The sequence below is a fragment of the Tolypothrix bouteillei VB521301 genome, assembly GCF_000760695.4.
Taxonomy (GTDB): domain Bacteria; phylum Cyanobacteriota; class Cyanobacteriia; order Cyanobacteriales; family Nostocaceae; genus Scytonema; species Scytonema bouteillei_A.
On the sequence record NZ_JHEG04000001.1, the window covers coordinates 270,263 to 292,242 of the forward strand.

The following is a 21,980-nucleotide window of genomic DNA, read 5'->3' on the forward strand; positions in this document are numbered from 1 at the left end:
CCTTTGGCATGCATAAATAAATAGACATCTCCAAAAAACGGTGTAAAGACGCGCTGAATGAAAGCGTCTCTACCAAAAAACTTGAAGTCACAATATGCTACGATCGGCTGAACTGAAAGGAAAAATTGACTGTTTTCCCAGTTCAGCTAAGCCAAACAAGCCACTTGCGTAACCGTACTAGAAAAGGCTATGTCCCCAGATACCACAACCAAAGCGGAGACAAAATGGCCACAGGTTGAGCCATATGAAGTGCCAACACCACCGACAAATTTGATATTTGATGATGGAGAACCATTGGAAAGTAATCGCCACAGGATTGCCATAAATGTTTTGATTGAATCAGCGCAAGCGGCTCTCAGTGGACGAGAGGATTTTTTTGTAGGTGGCAATATGTTCGTCTACTACAGCAGCTTGCAGGTATTGAATCGCGATTTTCGCGGACCGGATGTTTTTGTGGTGCTGGATGTAGATGGGAAGCGCGATCGCCAAGGCTGGGTAGTATGGGAAGAAGAGGGGCGCTATCCCGATGTAATTATTGAGTTACTATCACCCAGCACAGCACGCGTAGACCGCGAGGAAAAGAAGCACTTGTATGAGCGAACATTCCACACAGCGGGTTACTTCATCTTCGATCCGTTCGATCCTCAATCTCTGGAAGGTTGGCAATTGGACAACAAGCAACGCTATCAACCGCTAGAGGCTAATGAGTTGGGTTGGCTGTGGTGCGAAACTTTACAGCTATGGTTGGGGACATGGGAAGGACAGATTCGTCGCGAACCCGCGCAAGGTACGTGTCACTGGTTGCGGTTGTTTGACCAACAAAAGAATTTAATCTTGTTACCAGAAGAAATAGCCGAACAAGAGCAGCAACGAGTAGCACAAGAGCAGCAACGAGCCGAGCAAGAGCAGCAACGAGCCGAACAAGAGCGACAGCGAGCCGAGCAAGAGCAGCAACGAGCTGAACAAGAGCGACAGCGAGCCGAACGGCTAGCAGCACGATTGCGGGAGCTAGGAGAAGATCCAGATGCTATCTAGATTCTTACTGAATCAGAGTGAAGACTGCTAATGGCTAATAGCTACTCCCTTTCCGCCGGAAGATTACCTATTTAAATGAACCGCAAAGACCAGCCAGTGCGTTGCGGGGGTTCCCCCCGTTGTTCGCGCAGCGTCTCCGTAGGAGATAGCATCTGGCGTCGCAAAGAGCAAGGGAGTAAGAGGAAAAGCAGATCTGCAATTTTAGAGCACCGAAGGGAGTAATGGTCAACAAGCCATTAGCTATTAGCCATTAGCCATTAGCCATTAGCAATCATTCCCACGCTTGTAATTGCTGGCTGGCATTGCGAAGTAAAGCATTCAGTTGTTCGCGACGAGTTTCAAAATTAGCAGCAATGGTTAGGAGTGCAATACCCACAAGCAAGCCGACAACCCATTTAAAAAATGAATATTGCAAACTCAACAGCACCAGTTGATAGAAACTCGTGATGAAAAAAGCAGTCACCCCAATATAAAGAAAAGCTCTGATTCGCAATCCCAATCCTGCAAAGATAGCAATGAGACTGAAAATTCCAGGGATGAATGGCTCATTCCGCGCAAAAATAACCGCCCAACCACAAATGATACCGCAACCTAGAAGCCGCAGAAGATGACGGTTGGCTTTCTTGCTTGGTAATTTCAAATCGGGGTTAAATTGAGCAATGTACAGCAGCGATAAAGCAATTGGTGTCACGTACCACAAACCCCCTGTAAAATTGAGAGCTATAAACCAACGGAACAATGCCCAATTTGCCAAAGCTAGGCTGATATATATCGAGCGGAATTTATTATCAATTTTGGCAACAATGGCATAAAAACCTGCAGCAACGAGCAAGCTGATTGGGAAAACTTCTACTTTGGTTTGCCATAAAAATATTAGCGGTAGCAAGTATGCCGCTCTGCGCCAAGGTGTTCGATCCCACCCCCAAGTTTCCCAAGGCAAAATGTAGAGAAAGTAAGCAACAATTGATGCGATCGCACCTTCCCATGGCAGCAACTGTTTCTCTAGCAATTCTAGTATTGGAGTGTCTGGTGCAAAAACCCTCAAACAAGCGATTTGGAGCAACCCAACATAAACCCAAATGGAAGATAAAGGGATTGCTTTCTCTGGAGTCTTTTCCGAGTGAGTTCTACCTTGAAAAATGGCATAACGAATTAAAAATAATCCCGTTCCCAAACCGAGGGTTTTTGCTTCTACAGGGCTAAAACAAGCAGCAACTAACAAACTACTGCTGACAACCCAGTGAATGTGAGCAACTATGTTGAGTTCTTGAGTTGTTAAACGCAAGTAATTCAACAGCCAAGGTGAAAGAACGCGATAGGCATACATAATACCAGTTCCCAGAACAGACATGGCAATAAAACCATCACCATATGCTCCGGACGATGCTTGTAAGAGTTGGTACAACAAAAGTTCGTATGCGGAAACCGAAACGCCAATCAGCCCCAAGTAAACCAATGGTTTGTATTTTTGGTGGCGTCTCCCCACACCAATAGCAATCAAAGCCACAGCAAAGGATGATAAACCCGTCCAGTTGGTCAAGGTTTGGGAGCGTAACAAAACCCCAAAAATCCCGTACACTAAGGGCAAAATATGCCAGCGGTTGGGTAGTTTTGCTAATTGGTGTCGCCTTTGCCACCACTCCCCTAAAAGTTGAGTCATCAAGCCTAAGGCTACATTGGCGATCGCAATCTGGATAAGAGAATGTTCGCCAAAACCAAGTAACCCAGCAATGAGTAATTCCAAACACCAACCAATGCCATAAAATCCCCAATCATTGGGTTGCCGCCAGCTACGATATACAATTGCTGATAACACGATCGCACTGGAAATTAAATACAACAATCCCGGCTCAACAAGGTTTTGGTAGACTAGCAGGGAGTGAGCACTGAGTAAGAATAACTCAGCACCGCACAGCGCGATCGCCCACCCATCAAATGCGATCGCGTAAATTTGTCGCAAAGTTGAAGAAGCCACGGGGCTTTCTTTATTCTCAGTGTCAACGCGTTTTTGTGTGTTTTTCTTATCAAAGAATGACCGCAATATCCACAAGATAGCAATCATCGCTGCCCCTACCAAAAACCCGCCTGGGACTGATAGTCTTGGGAAACCAGGTACTCCTTGCCATAACAAGGCTGCGATCGCACCCAACCCATAACCTACAGTCATGACTGCCCATGATTTTTGCCGCAAGTAATACGTGTTGACAAACATCAAAGTCGTGGCGACAGCCAAACCAATTAACCGACCTCCAGTTAAAGGCAAAGTCAGTAACTGAACAAGCCCTAAACTACCAATACTCAACCAAATGTTAGAGATGGAACGCCATGCAACGCGGGTTTTTGTTTTATACCCCCAACTTGCAAGACCCGTTAGTGTCATTGGAGTTGCCAGCCAAAGAAGACCCCACGTTTCACTGCCATTACCAGAACCAATCCAGGCGGGATTTGCATTTCCCCACAGTAGAACGTAGCTGAGCACCGCTAAAGCGATACCCATATGCCAAGCACTGCGTTGCCAGATTTCATACCCCGGACTCAACAACCACTCTGCGATCGCAATAACTAACAAAAGACTTGCCCAAGCTTCGTGAGTTAAAGTTGGCAATAGGCGATCGACAACCGAGCAAATTGTCAGCACAAGAGATATCTGAGTCATGTATACCAAATAATCTCTTGTGCGAGGGTGTTTTTGACTGACTCTCCATAAAGTTATTGTGGATAAAACTAAATTGACAGAACGCAATGTTGGATTTGCCAACCCGATCGCAGTCAGTAGAAGCCCAAATAGCAATGCCAGCAGTTCTGCAAAATGAGCCAATTTCGCCTTCTGGACGCGGTAAAACCTACGCGCCAACACCAACATAAAAATGACGTAGGGAAATAGCGCCACACTCAATAATTCCCAAGGTGCATTCAGGGAACCTACGAGTTGAGTTGCTTGAGTGACAAGACTTTGCTGGAAATTGTCCGGTACTAACCGCCAAAAGAGCCAAATTGTCTCCAGCCCAATAACAAAAATTGCTCCCACATCTGCTCTGACACCACCGTGTTGCAAGCGACGGTTGAAAAACCACAAACCCAAGCAACTCACGGCTGTCGCTTGCCAGGGAAATGGTGAACCCACTGATACCAACCATCCCAGCAATAATAAGATACCGCCAAGGGGTTCCCAAGCGAGATGAGAGGGCGGGGATGGGAAATCCCCTTTGGGTTTGGGGGTTGGGGGGGATGACAACCAAGTCACCAACCAACCGCAAATGCCAAGCGCCAATCCTAGTTGCTGAATATCGACTTTGGCAATGAATATTGCTCTTCCCAAGAGTACGATTAAGGCATAAATAATAACGATTGTATATAAATTGATACTGGCTTCTTTTGCTTGGGTAGGCGGAGAACTATCACTTTTTTGTTGAACGGGAGGCGAATTTTTTTCAGTATTATCCTGAGAGGAGGGATTGACCGGACTTGAGGAATTCTTCTGGTAATGAGCGCGATAAATACTAGCGATCGCCGTTCCTATAGTTGCAAAATATACTGCAATAAGAGGCAGTCCCAGTAATTGCCAACCCCAATGCAAGTACGATAGCCCTAAGATATTTAATAAAATTGATTTTGAAATTTTCTTTTTAGTTGCAAAGACTTGATTGTGCGTGGATAAGGCGGTGATAGCTGTCAGAACAGTCGAAGCTATAGCAATAACAATCCAATTCAGGGGATTTCGCCACAGTTGAAAACTATCTATTGCCCAGAAGTTTACTGGTACCAACAAAAGAGTCACAATCAGCAACGCTCGAGTTGTCAGGCTTAAATTAGATTGTTTGCCAGTCCAAAAACTAACTCCCCAAAAACTTAGGGTATAGGCAAGCAAAACTCCATATTGCCCCGAGGCGGGAAACTTATCCCATTGGCTAGCAGCAAGTACCCCAGAAGACAACACAACTAAGAACATCCCTAAAAACAGCAGCCAACGGACGCTTAATTCTTCTCCGAGCGACTGTAGCATTTGGGCAAGAATGTTGGGTTTTTGAGGTATGGGTCGTTTTGCTGGCGGTGGAGGTGTTACGCGTAACTTCTCTATATTGTTATAGGCGACTGGTTTTTGTGGTTTCGGTAATGTCTGAGGTTGCAATACCACGCGACATACCAAGTGTTCCTGACAAATCTGCCGAACTTGAGCATCAGATATCAAACCCATGTCCAGCCATAAATCGAGCCCTTGCAGTAATTCTGGATGAGTCGATGGCAGTCGAAGTTCTATTTTAAGCGGAGGATCGAGGTTTGGTGACATAAGCAGCACGCTAATGGCGCGACACTTACATCATCTTTGTGATTTAGGTAAATGTGCCACTATTTTGTGCCAGTTAATTCACTGAAAGATGTAAATTTTTGTAATACGGCTTGAGCTATTAAGCTTCGCTTATCGCGAAGCGCAAGCTGAAAGAGTGCTTATCAACACTCTTGGTGCTCTACCCATGTTGATAAATTTTTACTATCAATGGCGTTTTTGTAGTAATCTTTCAAAAACTAACGCGCTTAGCTGAAACGTTAGAGATAGCACTAAACGTTTCTCAATACTTAATAGAAATTAGTTTTTCAAAATCCCGATCGTCAAAACTTTGCTGTTTTTTGGAATACTTACCACAGACATCATAGTATACTTTATTTCTTTGTATCTTGAATAAATACCCTTCTATTTCGTCTGGTAACTGTTTAAGTTTAAACACTATTTTATTAGTTGTATATCTAGCATACTTATTAACAAGATAAGCAAAGCTTTCAAAATTCCCATTTTGAGCTTTTTCAAATTCTAATAAATTAGAATCAGTCACATTACTTTTTTTTTGAATCAATTCTTCTACATCTCTAATATTTTTGAGGTGATTAATTTTAAAATTACTATCTTCTCCAGTAAATGCTATAGTTTCATGGTAATTATATAAGATTCCAAGATCGCAACCAGTTTTTGTTAAATATCTTTGTATCTGATCGTAATGATTTAGCAAATTCGCATCTTCTCGTTTTACTTCCACAATGAGCAGAGGATTCTGATGAGGCTTAAAGCTATCATTGATTTGTTTTCTATATATTTCTATATCATGATTGTTGGATTCGACTTTAATACTAATATTCAAGGGAAATAATCCAGTTTCTTTAATTAAAAAAATCAGAAATATTTGCCTGACTAACTCTTCTGGTCTTCCATTAATAGGTATTTCTATTTCTCTAATTAAACATTTTGTATATTTTTTATGATTTTTTGTATATATATCAAGCTTTCGATAAATTTCTTCATTTATACAATACATAAAAATTTTAGAATTATCTAATGGTGAGGGAGTGTTTAAAGGACACAACTAAATATATTGTGCCCCGAGCTATGTATTAACTGTGGAATTGATAACTTTTCTATTTTTGTCCAAAGAAGCCTAGTATTTTAACAACTAATTTTTCCCAATGTTCTTCAGCTTTACTCTGGAAAAATTTATTCAAGTTTGTTTCTAATTCCAGTTCTCGCTTAAATGTCTGGCATACATTACCCGCAAAACTTTCTCCCTTATTCCTTTGCTTACCTTTCTCTGCAATTAGAGCATTCCAAAACTCGGATTTTCCGCTTTGAGGTGATAGTTTTATCTTGATTTCTTCTTCAATTTGTGTACCTACTTCGTATACAAAATTGTCATATAATACGTAAAATTCTTTAACTAATTCAGGAATTAATGTTTTTAAAGATTCATTTGTAAAAATTAGATCGCCTAAAATATTTTCTAACTCTTGCTTGACTTCTTTAGTAAATTTCTTCAACATTTCATCTTCATCTATTCCCTCTGCAACCACCTTTGCATCAAAATAAATATCTATGTCCCTTGGCTCATAATAACCAAAATTTCTATGGATAGCGTGTTTAGTGTTCCATGCTTTATAAGTATTACAATAGTATTCAAGGTATTTATCAATAAAATCTTCATAAACAAAACTAGGAACTCTTTTACCCAAGCGTCGTAAATTTTCTATCTTTTGAATTGCATTTTCAAGTGCTTTGATTTCTACTCCTGTCAAAGCATCACCGCTTTTAATTTTTGCAAAGCTTTCTTTAATATTCTTGATTTCGTTCAATAAAAGATTTCGTCTACGTTGTACTATATCTCCTATAGCTTTGATAAATTCATTTTTCTCTGCTTGTACATCTTCTTCATCGTAAATTTCATTTATCTTGACTATGTCATCACGATAGTATCTCAAGGAGTCATAAAACAAGACATTTTCTGGAAAGAAATCTAAATTCAAATTTCCGAATGCAGCTAGAATTTCTTCCTTTTTGATTTGAACTCCTAAATCCCAACTACCGTCGCTTCCAGTTGTTTTTTCAGGTTCATTTCTACGAGGTAATGCCACAGTTACAAATCTATGATGAAATTCTTTAGATTTAGATGTAAGGTGATAGCCCATTAATTTAGTAATATTAGCTTCAGGAGCAGCACTGAAGGGAGTTACAAAAAGACAAATGGTATCCTGACTCTCAATATATTTCTGTAAGTCTTTACGAATGGGGTTCTCGTCAAGTCCTTTGGTATCAACAACTGAATCGAACTGAGACAAGTTTGAGCCAGATAAAACATCATAGCTCACATAAAGATATATTTTTCTCGGTATAGCAAATTCCTTTAATAGAACATTATTGATATCAGAAAAGCTATTTCTTATCCATTCTTTCTCATTACCTTGGTTGTCAAATTCAAGTTGAATCTTAGTTCTGAGTTCAAGATTTGCATTATTTAACGCAACTTTTTTCAGTTCTTCTAGCCCTAATTTTTCAAATATTTCCTTTGCAACATCGTTTCTTATGATACTTTTTTTATCACTTTCAAAAACAGTGTTACTATTAATTCTAAGTTCTGTAATGTTCCTAATAGCTCTTTCAATCTCTTGAGAAATAATTATTTTCTGCTCTAAGTAGGGATGATCTTTATTTGCAATAGAATCGCAGAATTCAAAGATAAGGTTTTCCATCTCATCAACTGTATAGGGCTCTATCTCTATGTAAGTTTTTTCGGATGCCTTAAGAATAACCTCACATAGAGTAGTTCTCCCCGAACCTGTTGATAGTAATTCTTTAGTTTCGATTACATCTTTAGTTTTACTACCAATATTTTTAGAAACTTTAAAGTCACCAATTAAGTTAAATAGATGACAGATAGCTGTCGTTTTTCCTTGTCCAATAGTACCGATAAAAGCAATTTTATATTTATCTATATTAAGATTTTTTTCAATTTCTTCTAACCGTTCTAACTTTGATTCTAGATTATTAATACAAATATGTTTAATTATATTAATTTCTGAATCATCTGATATTCTGCTAATTTCACGTCTCAAGCTTTGCTGCAATGATGTAATTTCTTCTTGCCACTGTATCGTTAACATACTGTCTACCCTGTTTAGAGACTAATTGCTTGATATTTAATATACCCACTATGGTATGAATATCTAACAAAGTGCCTAGAAACCAGCTAATAAGCAATCACTTATCACCAAGGCACCCATTAATCAGGGGCTGCCCGTCATGACCACGCAACAAAAATTTACAGCAGCGCTACCCAGTCTTCGTACCAGGTACACTCCCAATACTGCTTGGTTAAGAGAAAATAAGGGGGGGCTCTTTAAGGATTAGATATTCTAAACTGAACCGTATCGACTTATAAGCAACAAGATCCCCAACGTCTTGGAGAGTCGGGGATCTGAGTCTTTCAATTTTTACCTTCCCAGATACCGACTTGCCATTTGCATAGCATCCATGATGTCAACATCGCCATCTCCGTCAGAGTCAAGGAAAGAATTGAGCACGGAATTTCCTCCTGCTTGGGGATTTTGGGCATTCGATCCCGATCGCAACAGATTTAGCACTAAGGGAACCAAAACTGGTAATAGTTGTTGAACCATACCAGCATTTAAGCCCGTGCGCTGAGCAACAACATCACTGACTTGTTGCTGTACAAAAGGAGGAAATAACGAATCAACAGCTTGAGGGTTGGGGGAAGTACCGCTGTATTGGTTTACAACCTCTTGTGCTGCTTCATTACCTTCCGTATTTCGCTTTTCTTGCAATGCAGAACGCACGTAGTTGCCTACAATACCCAAAGCTGACTGCATTGTTGAGGAGTCTGTACCAGTATTGCCACTGAGTTGCTGTACTGTGTTAAGAATATCACCCAATTGTCCGGTATTACCTTGTTGGTTGGGATTGTCAATTGCATTGATAATCTGGTCAAAAAGCCCCATAGGATCGTTTCTCCTTTGTTATGCGACCACCAAAACAAAATTGTGACATGCAAGTTGTCTTTCACATCTATAGGCATTCTAAAGGAATTGTAAATATACGGTGGTTACTTGTTATTGGTCATTTGTCATTGGTATTGCCATATAACCTGCGATCGGCTAGTAACTGCTTGAGCAGAAGGATAATACTTATAATGCAATACGGTTCAGTTAAAACTTGATCCCCCCTAGCCCCCCTTGAAAAGGCTACGGTGTACACAGATCTCTGGTACAAAGCCAAAATCATCGTAGATCCCCCTAAATCCCCCTTGAAAAGGGGGACTTTAAGAGTATTTTCCCCCCTTTTTAAGGGGGGTAGGGGGGATCAAAAGCCTGCGGCACAAGTTTAGAAGACTTGTGTGTACACCGTAGCTTGAAAAGGGGGGAATAAAGTTCCTCTTTCGATTGGGGAAGTGGGGCTCTTCAAGGATTAGATATTGTTAACTGAACCGTATTGATCTATATTGTGTCGATTTGAGGGTTTAGAAAACAGAGCAAGATGCATTGAGAGAAGTAGAATTGTAAAGTACCGTCCCAGGTGCTCCTGCGACTAAAACAATATCGCCATTGCGATCTATTACCCAATTAGAGGCTTCCACAATTTGAGTTGATAAATGTGTTGTGGCAGTGCCGCTTGCTTCTAAACTGGTCCTATTTACGGCTTCAGTCGTTCCCACATAAGATAGAGGTATCACCCATTGAGCAAGTACGGAGTCTTCCGTTAATGGTTCTATAGGAGAAGGTGGTAATCCTCCACGTCCGGTAGCAGTAAATGAATTCTTTCTTTGTCTCCCTCCTCGATTGCAACCAGTCGAAACTCGCTGTGTGGCATCTACTAAATTGACTGGCAGTTCAACTAAATTACCACTAGGGTCGATGTCAGGTGTGTTGATTTGCACCGTCCCGTTGATTCCAAACTGGGAACTAACGTTAATATCACTTAACTGAGTGAGAGAAGGGCGGTACTGTAACCCATAAATACCATTCGTGATGATATTTATGTTTCCTCCACGACCTTCAAAGGCATTAGCACTAATGTCACTGTTTTCTTCTGCAACAGCAACGATAAAGCCGTTGTTTGCATTAATTGTAATATTGCCACCATTGCCTTTACCTTGGTTAATACCTGCAGTTGCAGAAACCGTACCGCCGCGACGCAGTAGCAGCAAATCGGTGTTGAGCGTAATGTTTCCACCATCAGCCGTAAAAGACTCTGCGTTAATCTCACCCCTGTCTTTTACGCTAATGCGGGGTGAGTTTACGGTTAGATTTCCCGCCTGTCCCTGACCCCGACTGCGAACGGACAGAGAACTTAGGCGCTCATTTGTGTTGGAAATTCCTGTCACTTCTACAGCATCTTTAACATTAATGACCAGATTACCACTACTTCCGGTACTTGTCTGTGATGTCTCTGCTGCCAGAGAACCACCGTCACGAACAATTAAGCGTCTGGCGTTCAAATTTACATTACCTGCATCACCAGAACTATTTGTAGATGTTGCGATCGCACTACTCAAGATATCGTTAAAAGAGGTGCCAACAACTTCTACTATATTGGAGGCATCAATAGTTAAAGAACCCCCCTTACCTGCACCAAATGTAGCAGTTAATACTTGTGCCCCATCTAAAAGAAGCAAGGACTCAGTTTTCAGTATCAAATCTCCAGCATCCCCTGTTGAGTTTGGTATTGTAGAAGCATACAAGCCACTACCAAACTTACCATCAGTGCTTGTCCCAATTAGTTGCACGTTTTTAGCATCAATAGTTAAAGAACCCCCCTTACCCGCACCAAATGTACCAGTACTTACTTGTGCTCCATCTTTAGCAAGCAAGGAGTCAGTTTTTATGGTCAAAGAACCTGCATCCCCTGTTGAGTTTCGCTGTGAAGTGGCAGATATATCACCATCAATCAATTGTATGTTTTGAGCATCAATAGTTAAAGAACCTCCCTTACCTGCACCAAATGTACTAGCACTCACTTCTGCCCCATTGTTGATGAGCAATGAATCAGTTTTTATGGTCAAAGAACCTGCATCCCCTGTTGATACAGAGGAGGTTAACAAGCCACTAGCGAATCGACGATTACTGCTTGTACCAATTAGTTGCACGTCTTTAGCATCAATAGTTAAAGAACCCCCCTTACCCGCACCAAATGTACCAGTAAATATGACTGCCCCATCTTTGACAAGTAAGGAATCAGTTTTTATGGTCAAAGAACCTGCATCTCCTGTTGAGGATGAGGCAGTAGTTAAACTACTGAGAAATTGAGGATTTCCGCTTCTACCACTCAACTGCACATCTTGAGCATCAATAATTAAAAAACCACCCTTACCTGCACCTAATGTACCAGTACTGATTTGTGCCCCATCTTTGACAAGTAAGGAATCAGTTTTTATGGTCAAAGAACCTGCATCCCCTGTTGAGTTTAGTTCTGAGGAAGCAAATAAGCCACTACTTATACCAATTAGTTGTATGTTTTGAGCATCAATAGTTAAAGAACCCCCCTTACCCGCACCAAATGTAGCAGCACTCACTACTGCCACATCTTTAACAAGCAAGGAATCAGTTTTTATGGTCAAAGAACCTGCATTCCCTGTTGAATTTTGTTCTGAGAAACTAAATAAGCCGCTACCTCTACCTGTTGTGCCGCCTGTACCAATAATTTGTATGTCTTGAGCATTAACAATCAACGATCCCCCCTTGCCTATACCAAATGTACCAGCACCTATTTGTGACCCACCCTGAACCAGCAAGTTGCTAGTCCTAATATTGACATTACCTCCGTGTCCTTTTGCTTCTGGTTGTACAGCATTAATAATCGAACTAATATTGTTAAGATTGATAGCGACAGTTGCATGAATATCGATATTTCCTGACTGACTGCTATCAGAACCTATGCCTCTCGCTATGCCTGCGTATAAGCCACTTCTGCTTCTCATTTCTAAATTCCGAGCATTTATCGCGATACTTCCACCATCGCCTGCGATCGCATCCACTACAGATCCATTGCTCAGGAAAACATCACTTCTTTCTACACCATTGGGAAAATTCAAACTTAGATTCTGACCATCGACCTTCAATTCCACTGTCCCTACACCTGCCAAGCCACCTAGCTCCACTCGCCCGCCAAAAGCATATAAACTGCCACCATCCATTTGGATCTCACCGCCTACCAACAACAAACTCTTGCCATCTGGGACTCGCAAACCCCGAGCAATAAAACTAGAAGATGGATCTAATTCGGAAGGTGCAACGGAGTTATTGACGATCGCACCCGCGCTTATCTGGTTAAAGAGCAATGCATCGGGGTTGATAGTTAACACAGGTGGAACTTCGGGCTTGGTAGCGCTGAAGTTTCCTATTCCTCCAAAGCGAACTGCGTTTGCTGTTGTCGCTACAAACGAACCACCAATATCCAACCGAGCATTGGAACCGAACACAATTCCATTGGGGTTAAGTAAGAAGAGATTGGCACTGCCTTCGGTTCCCAAAGTCCCAAAAATATTCGATACTTGTCCGCCCGTAACTCTCGTGAGGATATTCTCCACCCCGCTAGGGTTCGCAAAGTACACTCTTTGATCATCATTAATATTGAATTGACTGAAGCTGTGAAAGAGATTGCCTCCCCGCCTAGCACCACCTTCAATACGATCGCCGTTCACTCCATTAATGATAATATTAGATTTAACGACTGAACTTTCCGCTCCTAAGGTATTATCTGGAGTCATTTGAGCGCGGATGGGTGTGCTCACCATTACTATAGCACTACAAAATAGTAACAACTGAAGCCAGTTTTGTCTTCTTAAATTGAGATGGTTAAGATCTTCTAAGTAGTTATTTTGGAGATGCATGGATATTAGTTGAACTGGGAGGATGTATTGAAATGTATTTCTCCTTACATTTAACTTACGCAAAATTTCGTGCCATGTCTAGCGAAAACTGACTGGCAATTGAAATCTTTAAATTTAATTTGTATTCTGCGCTATCTGTCACATACAAAAAGAAGCTAAAATAGACATTAAATTCTACGTAATAGTTATTGGGAATTCATTGGGAGAAAGACTGTAAACTCAGTCCCTTTATCTAACTCCGACTTGCAAGTGATTTTCCCACTATGTTTTTCCACCACAATCTGATAAGTAATAGCTAAACCCAAACCAGTGCCAATCCCTCGAGGTTTTGTCGTAAAAAATGTTTCAAATATTTTGCTCTGATTTTCTAACGAAATACCCGAACCGTTATCTCCAATCCTTACAACAACCATGTCTAAATCGCCAAGTTCGGTTGTAATCGTAATTTCGGGAATAACTTGAGAAGTGTCTGCATTTTTTTCTTCTAAAGCATCAACGGCATTAGATAATAAATTCATAAACACTTGATATAATAACCCAGGATAACCCGGAACATTGGGAATTTCTCCGTAGTTACGTACAATATTAATACCTTTTTTTAACCGATTTTGCAAAATTAAGAGCGTGCTGTTCAAACAAGCGTGTATATCTACAAATTGAATTTCTCCCTCATCCAATCGGGCAAAATCTTTTAAACTTCGAGCAATTTCACGGGTTCGATCGGCACCAAATTCTATAGAAGTCAATAGTTTTGGTAAATCTACTTCTAAAAAATCTAAATCTATCTCCTCAGCAAGTGCTTGGACGGAAACGGGGGGATTCGGTATTTCAGTTTTGTAAGTTTGTAACAAAGTGAGAATATCATGAGTGTAGTTTTTTGCATGGACAAGATTGCCAGAAATAAAATTAACAGGATTGATAATCTCATGAGCAACTCCTGCAAGCATTCTTCCCAAGCTACACATTTTTTCATTTTGAATCAGTCGAGCTTGGGTTTCCACATTTTGTTCTTCTAAAAGTTTCTTAACCTGTTGAATAAGTTGGTTGAGAGAGATTGCTAATTCCCCAACTTCATCTTCTGTAATGACAGGTACTTGTAAATCAAAATTGGCTTCTTTAGTGACTTGTTTGGCAACTGCTGTCACTGCTTTGATCGGGCGAGCAATAGTACGACTTGTGTAGAACGCAAATGCTGTAGCAAGTGCTGTAGATAACAGTATACTGCCAATAATAATTTGAACTTGCAGTGTCGCTACCTGATTTTGGGCAAGATCTGCTTGTTTTTGACGCTCCTGAATTGATAGAGTGAATAATTTTAATTCATGAGTAAATTTATTAAATTGAATTACATCTGGATGTTGATAAAATTGCCAGATGAGCGATCGCGCTTCCGATTCTTCTTGAGATTTGGCATTAGAATTCAGTTTTTGAAGTAGAAGTTGAACCTGTTGAAAATACTCCGTGAATGTCATCTCGTGCTTTTCTAGAAAACCCTGTAAATCCTTTTGAGAATGGGTTTTACTAAATTCTTGCAATCGCTCGATTAACTTTTTTGTTTCCGTTAGATGAATCAATAAATCAGAATTTTTTGCTTGCACAATCTGGGATTGTTTCAAAATAGGCACAATTTCTTGCTGGTGGCTTTGGATTTCTAATAAAGCGCCTTGCAGTTCACTTAACAATCCTCCTTCTTCATCTGCTACCATCATTTGAGCCCTAGCTTTTTGATAGTAGCGATTGCCGATTTCCAATCCTGCTATTGTCCCCAAAACAGCAATTCCCAACGCCAGACCATAACCCATCACAATTTTTTGTCGAATACTAAGTCGGTGGAATGTTCGTTTAACGAAGTTAGAAGAGCTTACCTGAGGTGTCAAAGTCATGCTGCACTCGATATTAATTTTTTTTAGCAACCAGTAGAGTAATAAAAACGAGGAACTAGTCCGTAAGGGCTATACGCTAAATTTTATACAAAATATTTGATAGTTTAGCAAATCACCATTCCTATATCTTGGTAAAAAATACGGAAACCATCCTCAAACTATTAAGATTGAAGCATTAGAATACGTATTCACAACCCTCAAACAGTATGCCTCTATCCCGTGCGATCGCGTTGATTGTTGGTCTGATCGTTATCCTGGGACTCAGCCTATGGTTGATTAATTCTCTTATTCAGCTTTACTGGCAATTATCTTGGAGTTCTCCCCTGCTGGGTAACTTACTGTCGATCTTAGTCGTTATTTGTATAGCAGCCTTAATTGGTGGATTTGTTTACTATATATTAGTGATTCAGGCAGGAGAGCAGCGTCAACGCCGCAAGCGCAGACAGCAAGCAAATATCCAAGTTCCAGACGCCAGACCCGAAGCAGCTTCTTCCACTTTACAAGCTGTGCGACAGCAGTTGGAGCAAGTTCAAGATGAAGTCACCCGTCAAGCTTTACTTAGCAAATCGCGAGAAATTGAAGCGAATCTTGCTCGTGGTGAGATTCAAGTGGTGGTATTTGGTACGGGGAGTGCTGGAAAAACCTCTTTAGTGAATGCAATTTTGGGACGCGTGGTTGGTAAGGTTGATGCGCCCATGGGAACCACTCAAGTTGGAGAAACTTACTGTTTGAGATTAAAGGGATTAGAACGCAAAATTTTAATTACGGATACACCAGGGATTTTAGAAGCAGGTGTGGCGGGAACTGAACGGGAACAGCTTGCACGAGAACTAGCAACGGAAGCAAATTTACTCTTATTTGTTGTAGATAATGATATTCGGCGTTCCGAATACGAACCGTTGCGATCTCTGGCAGAAATTGGTAAGCGATCGCTTGTTGTCTTAAATAAAGTCGATCTTTATACAGACGAAGATAAAGAAGTTATTTTGGCACGTTTGCGCGAACGAGTGCGCGGATTTATTGCACCCAGTGATGTTGTGGCAATTTCAGCCAATCCTCAAGTGGTGGAGTTAGAAGAAGGCGGTCTCTTTCAACCAGAACCCGAAATCTTACCATTACTCAAGCGAATGGCAGCAATTTTGCGAGCAGAGGGTGAAGATTTGGTGGCTGATAATATCCTCCTGCAATCTTTGCGCTTGGGTGAAGAAGCAAGAAAAATTATCGATGCTCAACGTCGCCGCCAAGCTAATAAAATAGTTGAGCGATTTCAATGGATTGTTGCTGGTGTGGTTTCCGTGACACCAATACCAGTGGTAGATTTGCTTGCAACAGCTGCTGTGAATGCCCAAATGGTGGTGGAAATTGGGAGAGTTTACGGTTGCGATTTAAATTTGGAGCGTGCAAAGGAATTGGCGCTGTCTTTGGGGAAAACTCTTGCTAGTTTGGGAATCGTTAAAGGAGCGCTGCAGTTACTTTCTGTGGCATTACAAACAAATATTGGGACTTTTATTATTGGTAGAGCCATTCAAGGCGTAACAGCTGCCTATCTGACGCGAATTGCGGGGAAAAGTTTTATTGAGTATTTTCGCAATGACCAAGATTGGGGCGATGGCGGTATAACTGAAGTTGTGCAGCGTCAGTTCCAACTGAACCGTCGGGATGAATTTATGAAGTCATTTATTCAAGAAGCGATCTCACGAGTTGTTAAACCGTTACAAGAAGAAAGCGAGCCGTGATAGGGGGGACTACTCGTTCTTGACCAAACGTTTCTCATCGATTGAACAGTGCGATCGCACTACTCAATATCTCGCTAAAGACTGCCCTAGGGGAAAGAACTCACGAAAACTATAAACACGCTATTATTCTTTTTATACTCTAAATTTTTGTTCTTTTCCTTTATTATTAACTCTACTTGTTTTTATCTAAGTAATACTCAACACTGTTTTTTCTAATTTTCTCCGTAAAAATAACTATACTATATGTTATTGTTAAATAAGGACATTACATTGTTCATTTATTTACAGGGCATTCCGGAAACAGGGGGCAAAAATAGAAAACCTATATAAGCAGTGACTCAGTAGCTAGCTAATGACAAACTATATGATAGGCAAGGTACTACAAGGACGTTACCAAGTTGTCCAGAGCTTGGGGGCTGGGGTATTTGGTGAAACATACGTTGCTGTAGATATCGAAAATCCAGAAAACCCTAAATGCGTCGTTAAACAACTCAAGGTTACTAGTACACAACCTAGTTACTTACAAATTCTAAGACTGCGGTTTCTGACAGAAACCGAAACACTAAAAAATCTCGGACATCACAACCAAATTCCCGAACTCCTGGGCTGTTTTGAGGAGAACGAACGTTTCTATTTGGTACAGGAGTTTGTTGAAGGTCACTCAGTCGCAGCAGAACTACCCATTACACCAGAATTGGGCTATCTGTGGAATGAGAGTGAGGTTGCTGAGTTTTTACAAGAAGTTTTGAGGATTCTGGATTTTGTTCACTCTCATGGTGTCATACACTGTGATGTCAAACCAGAAAATTTAATCAGACGTGCTTGTGATGGTAAGCTAATGCTGATCGATTTTGGATCGATTCAGCCTATTGATTTTGGCTCAGATACAGTTTTGCCCATTTATCGGATACCTGTCACTTCGTTGGGATACATACCACCGGAGCAATTTATCGGTCAGACGCAGCCCAATAGTGACATTTATGCTTTGGGTATGATTGCTATACAAGCTCTGACAGGACAAACACCCCTACAGTTGAAGGTCGATCCCACCACTCAAGAGATTGTTTGGCGTTCTAGCACTACCCCGGTGAGTGATTACCTAGCTGCAGTAATCAGCCAAATGGTTCGCCACAACCACAAAAACCGCTATCAATCTGCCAATGAAGTCTTGCGAGCACTTCAGCAAATGCCAAGTGACACTTGGGACTCGCAGACAGTCGTAGATGTAAAGTATAGTGTTTCAGATACAGATGACAACACTCATCCAAGAGTCAGTACCGACAGCAGCCCTTCTTCAGCGAAATCGTCTCCACTTTTAACGGGGATGAAGGTGGGATTAGCAGCTAATTCTTTGGTAATGGGTTTTGGTGTTTATTCGATTATTTACAACACTCCTGCATATTCAGAAACAGAAACTTTATACAAAGCAACCGAGCAATTTCAATCTGGTGACTTGCAAGAAGCTATTGCTTTAGCTAAGTCAATTCCCTCAAATAGTAATGTTTATCCTGAAGCACAAAGTAGTATTGATGAATGGGAAAAACAATGGCAGACAGCTGACGAACAGTACAAAATAGCTGAAAAAGCCTTTCAAGAAGGTCGTTGGGCTGAAGTTCTTCGCGCTGCCTCTAAAATGCCTGATAATATTTATTGGCAATCAAAAACTGACAATTTAGTCGAGCAAGCCCAATCACGCATCGAAGAACAAACAAAAAATTTACTTTCTAAAGCTTATGAAAAGGCAACATTAAAAGACTTTAACACTGCACTAAACTATCTCCGCCAAATTCCTGAAGAATCTTCTGAAGGAGCACTCGTTCAACAGAAGTTAGCTGAGTACAATCGGAAGAAAGAGGTGAGAGCTTCTTATTTATTACAAAAAGCTTATAACAAAGCTTCAGAACGCGATTTTCTAGGGGCTGTTCAATTTCTCCAACAGGTTCCCAAAGATACGCCCGTCTATGCTACAGCTCAAGTTAAATTACTTGAGTACACGCAAAAGCAACGTACACAAGCTGAAGGTCAAAAACTAGCTTCCTCAAAGTTAACGAATACTTCTTTAGATATGGTTCAGCCCTTTACAGATAGTAGTTCCGCAACAAGTTTACAAAATCTCGATCTGGATAATGAGTTGCATGAAGTCAATATAAGATAGTCAATGGTTAAAAAAAACTTTAGACACAGTAGAGAGAACTCATGGTTTTTCTCTACTGTGGAGGCGGACTGTTGGGCGTTTCTACAGTGTCTTGACTTGGTAATAATAACTGTTCCCGTGCTCGATCGCGAGCATCGATTGCTGGTTGATAATCCGGCTTAAGTTTAAGCGCTTTGTTGTATGCTGAAATGGCATCTTGATAGAGTTTCAAGTTCAACAAAGCATTACCTTTGCTATACCAAGGTTCGTAATGATTCGGTTCTTGACTGATGGCTCGATTGTAAGACGCGATCGCATCTTGATATTTTTTCAAGTTATACAATGAATTTCCGCGCCCGTACCAAGCTTGATAGTTTCCGCGTTTGAATTGAACAGCTTTATCATAAGAGATCACTGCTTCTTCATAACGTTGCATTTGATGAAACGCCCAAGCCCGTCCATACCAGGCTTGATAGTTACTGGGATTATATTTAATGACTTCCTCAAAAGAGTCTACAGCTTCTTGATATCGTTGCAAACTGTTGAGTAAATTTCCTCTAGATAGCCAAGTCAAATAATCATTTGGTTTGTATTGTACTGCTTTCTCATAAGATGAAATTGCATCTTGATAGCGTCGTAGATTGACCAAGACATTACCGCGACTGTACCAAGCGCGATCGTAAGCAGGTTTTAATTCTGTCACTTTATCATAAGCCACAAGTGCTTCATCATAACGTCTCAAATTATTGAGAACTAGCGCCTTATTATACCAAGCCTCATAATAGTCCTGTCTTAATTCAATAGCTTTATTATAAGAGTCAATAGCCTGGTCGTATTGTTTGATTTTTGTTAAAACCTCTCCTTTTTTATTCCAAATTTCCGGCTGATTCTTATTGAATAACAAAGCTTTATCCAAGGAAGAAACAGATTCTTGGTATCTTTGCAATTGATTTAAAGCAAAGCCCCGACCGCGCCAAGCTTCCAGATGATCGGGCTGTAGTTGGATGGCTTTATCATAAGCAGCCAACGCCTCCTGATATTTTTTCAATTCATATAATGTTTTCCCTTGACCGTTCCATGCTTTAGCATAATCCGGTCTGAGTTCTAATGCTCTGTCATAGGTTGAGAGCGCATCCTTATAACGTTGCAGATCGTAAAGTGTATTGGCTTGCTGATACAATTCCGTTGCATTTGTTGAATTAATCGCATTGACAACATAAATAGAACCTGCTGTACCCGTACCTATTAAAGTGATAGCAGCTAAAATTTTTATAAATATATTTTTGCCAGATTTGCTACTAGTTTTGCTCTGAGTTTTTATATTTTGTTTATTTATAGAAGGCGGACTCAATGCCACAGTTTGAGACTGAGATTTTTTTAATTCTTTCAGGGCTTGCAAAGCAACAGAAGCTGAAGAAAAGCGCTGTCGAAAGTCATAGCGCACCATTTTATCTAAAACTTGCGCTAAATCCTCATTCACTGAAACCCTTTCGCGCCATATAATTTCGCAAGTCTCTGCGTCTTTTTCCAATTCTTCAGGAGACAATCCAGTCAATGCTTGAATACCCAAAATTCCAACAGCATAAATATCGCTGCTAAATTTGGGATTTCCCTGCGCTTGCTCGCTAGGAATATAGCCAGGAGTTCCAATAGCAACAGTAAATTTTGTGTGGCGATCGGGGCTAACAAATTGCGTGGCGATTTGTTTAACAGCACCAAAATCGATAAGGATTAACTTTCCATCAGAACGCCGTCTGAGGATATTATGAGGATTGACATCGCGGTGAATAACCTTTTGTTGGTGAACAAAGTCTAAGATTATCAAAATTTCTTCTAAAAGAGCAATAACGCTATCTTGAGAGAGAGGTTTTTCGGGTACGATTTCACAGCTGAGATTTGACCCTTCAATAAACTCCTGTACGAGATAGAATTCCTCGTTCTCCTCAAAGTAAGCTAAAAGTTGGGGAATGCTGTCATGAGTTCCCAATCTAAATAAAACTTGAGCTTCCGTATCAAATAAACGTCTTGCTGTTTCTAAAGTAACAGGGTCATTCGCTTGAGGTTTAAGTTTTTTAACAACACATTGCGGAGAGCCGGGTAAATGGGTATCACTAGCGATAAAAGTTTCGCCAAATCCACCTCCTCCCAAGTGACTGATAATTTGGTATCTTCCAACAAGCGTGCTTCCTAACATTCGGTTTACCCAGCCTAATCCTGATGATTCCGATCCCAATATTGCCACAGCTAACCACTAACTACTAACTACTAACCACTAACTACTAACTACTAACCCAAAATCAGCATGATTCCTATTGGTGATAACGTTTTCTTTTTCACGCGCCGAAAGCCAGTCATTATTTATGTGCTGATTGGCATTCATCTTGCTTTGTTTTTGTGGGAACTGAAACTAGAGTTAAGCGGTGAACTCGGCGCTTTTGTCAATACTTGGAGTATAGTACCAGCACGGATAAGTGATGCGATCGCAGCAGGGCTTTCTGGCAATCTGGCCGCTTGGTTAGTGGTTCTGATGCGTGCGACTTGTCTGGTGAGCGGAATGTTCCTGCACGGAAGTTTTAGTCAAATTTTAGGTAATTTAATATTTCTATGGGTTTTCGGTAGAACCATTGAAAGTATTCTGGGATATGGGTGGTTCTTGTTACTTTACTTGCTTTCCGGTCTTTTGACTGGGCTTTTACAAGTTTTAGTTGAACCTAGCTTAACAATACCGTTGATTGGCGCAAATGGGGCTATTGCAGCTATTTTAGGAGCTTATGTTCTGAAATTTCCCCAAACAAAAATTGACACGGTTTTACCTTTATTGATTATCTTTATCCCCATACAACTACCAGCTTTTTTCTTCCTATTTTGGTGGTTTGTGCAGCAATTGTCTTATGGTATTGGCAGTTTAAATATTCCAGGTGGTGTTAATCCCTTTAGTCTTGGTTACTGGGCTCATGGTGTGGGAATAGTTATCGGTGCAGTTTTTATGAAATTCTTATCCAAGAAACACAAATGAAACTCCACCATGTTA

The 21,980-nt window shown here is 40.7% G+C and carries 11 protein-coding genes; 4 read left to right on the forward strand and 7 right to left on the reverse strand.

The annotated features are described in order from the left end of the window. Positions 1-189 precede the first annotated feature (189 nt). Positions 190-1,035 carry a Uma2 family endonuclease gene (locus HC643_RS01110; RefSeq protein ID WP_038080521.1) on the forward strand — a complete coding sequence of 282 codons (846 nt, stop codon included), beginning with the start codon at positions 190-192 and terminating at the stop codon, positions 1,033-1,035. Positions 1,036-1,306: 271 nt separating this feature from the next. Here the strand turns inward: HC643_RS01110 and HC643_RS01115 are convergent, their stop codons facing one another. From HC643_RS01115 to HC643_RS01140, 6 genes are all read right to left on the reverse strand, one after another. Beyond that, entirely contained in the window at positions 1,307-5,323 is a 4,017-nt protein-coding gene (locus tag HC643_RS01115; protein WP_050045104.1) for a hypothetical protein, read from the reverse strand. A 280-nt stretch (positions 5,324-5,603) separates the two neighbouring features. Next, positions 5,604-6,341, reverse strand: coding sequence for a type I restriction enzyme HsdR N-terminal domain-containing protein (locus HC643_RS01120; protein WP_038080522.1), 738 nt, complete (start codon positions 6,339-6,341; stop codon positions 5,604-5,606). A 100-nt stretch (positions 6,342-6,441) separates the two neighbouring features. Next, positions 6,442-8,454: a hypothetical protein gene (locus tag HC643_RS01125; RefSeq protein WP_038080523.1), complete on the reverse strand. Its 2,013-nt coding sequence runs from the start codon at positions 8,452-8,454 to the stop codon at positions 6,442-6,444. A gap of 330 nt (positions 8,455-8,784) precedes the next feature. Continuing rightward, a complete protein-coding gene (locus tag HC643_RS01130) occupies positions 8,785-9,309 on the reverse strand; it encodes a DUF937 domain-containing protein (RefSeq protein WP_038080525.1) in 525 nt (174 codons plus the stop codon). A 518-nt stretch (positions 9,310-9,827) separates the two neighbouring features. Continuing rightward, positions 9,828-13,196, reverse strand: coding sequence for a two-partner secretion domain-containing protein (locus tag HC643_RS01135; RefSeq protein WP_050045107.1), 3,369 nt, complete (start codon positions 13,194-13,196; stop codon positions 9,828-9,830). 185 nt (positions 13,197-13,381) lie between these two features. Then, positions 13,382-15,079 (reverse strand): sensor histidine kinase, encoded by a 1,698-nt coding sequence (locus HC643_RS01140; RefSeq protein ID WP_038080529.1) that lies wholly within the window; start codon positions 15,077-15,079, stop codon positions 13,382-13,384. 206 nt (positions 15,080-15,285) lie between these two features. Here HC643_RS01140 and HC643_RS01145 point away from each other — a divergent pair, with 206 nt between their 5' ends. Then, the gene (locus tag HC643_RS01145) at positions 15,286-16,815 is read left to right on the forward strand and encodes a YcjF family protein (protein ID WP_038080531.1); all 1,530 of its coding nucleotides are present in this window, start codon (positions 15,286-15,288) and stop codon (positions 16,813-16,815) included. A 352-nt stretch (positions 16,816-17,167) separates the two neighbouring features. Then, positions 17,168-18,970, forward strand: coding sequence for a protein kinase domain-containing protein (locus HC643_RS01150; protein ID WP_038080534.1), 1,803 nt, complete (start codon positions 17,168-17,170; stop codon positions 18,968-18,970). 52 nt (positions 18,971-19,022) lie between these two features. Here HC643_RS01150 and HC643_RS01155 read toward each other — a convergent pair whose 3' ends face one another. After that, entirely contained in the window at positions 19,023-21,143 is a 2,121-nt protein-coding gene (locus tag HC643_RS01155) for a serine/threonine-protein kinase (RefSeq protein WP_038080536.1), read from the reverse strand. A gap of 108 nt (positions 21,144-21,251) precedes the next feature. On the opposite strand from HC643_RS01155, the gene HC643_RS01160 reads away from it, so the two are divergent. Further along, positions 21,252-21,965 (forward strand): rhomboid family intramembrane serine protease, encoded by a 714-nt coding sequence (locus HC643_RS01160; RefSeq protein WP_038080538.1) that lies wholly within the window; start codon positions 21,252-21,254, stop codon positions 21,963-21,965. The last annotated feature ends 15 nt before the right edge of the window (positions 21,966-21,980 follow it).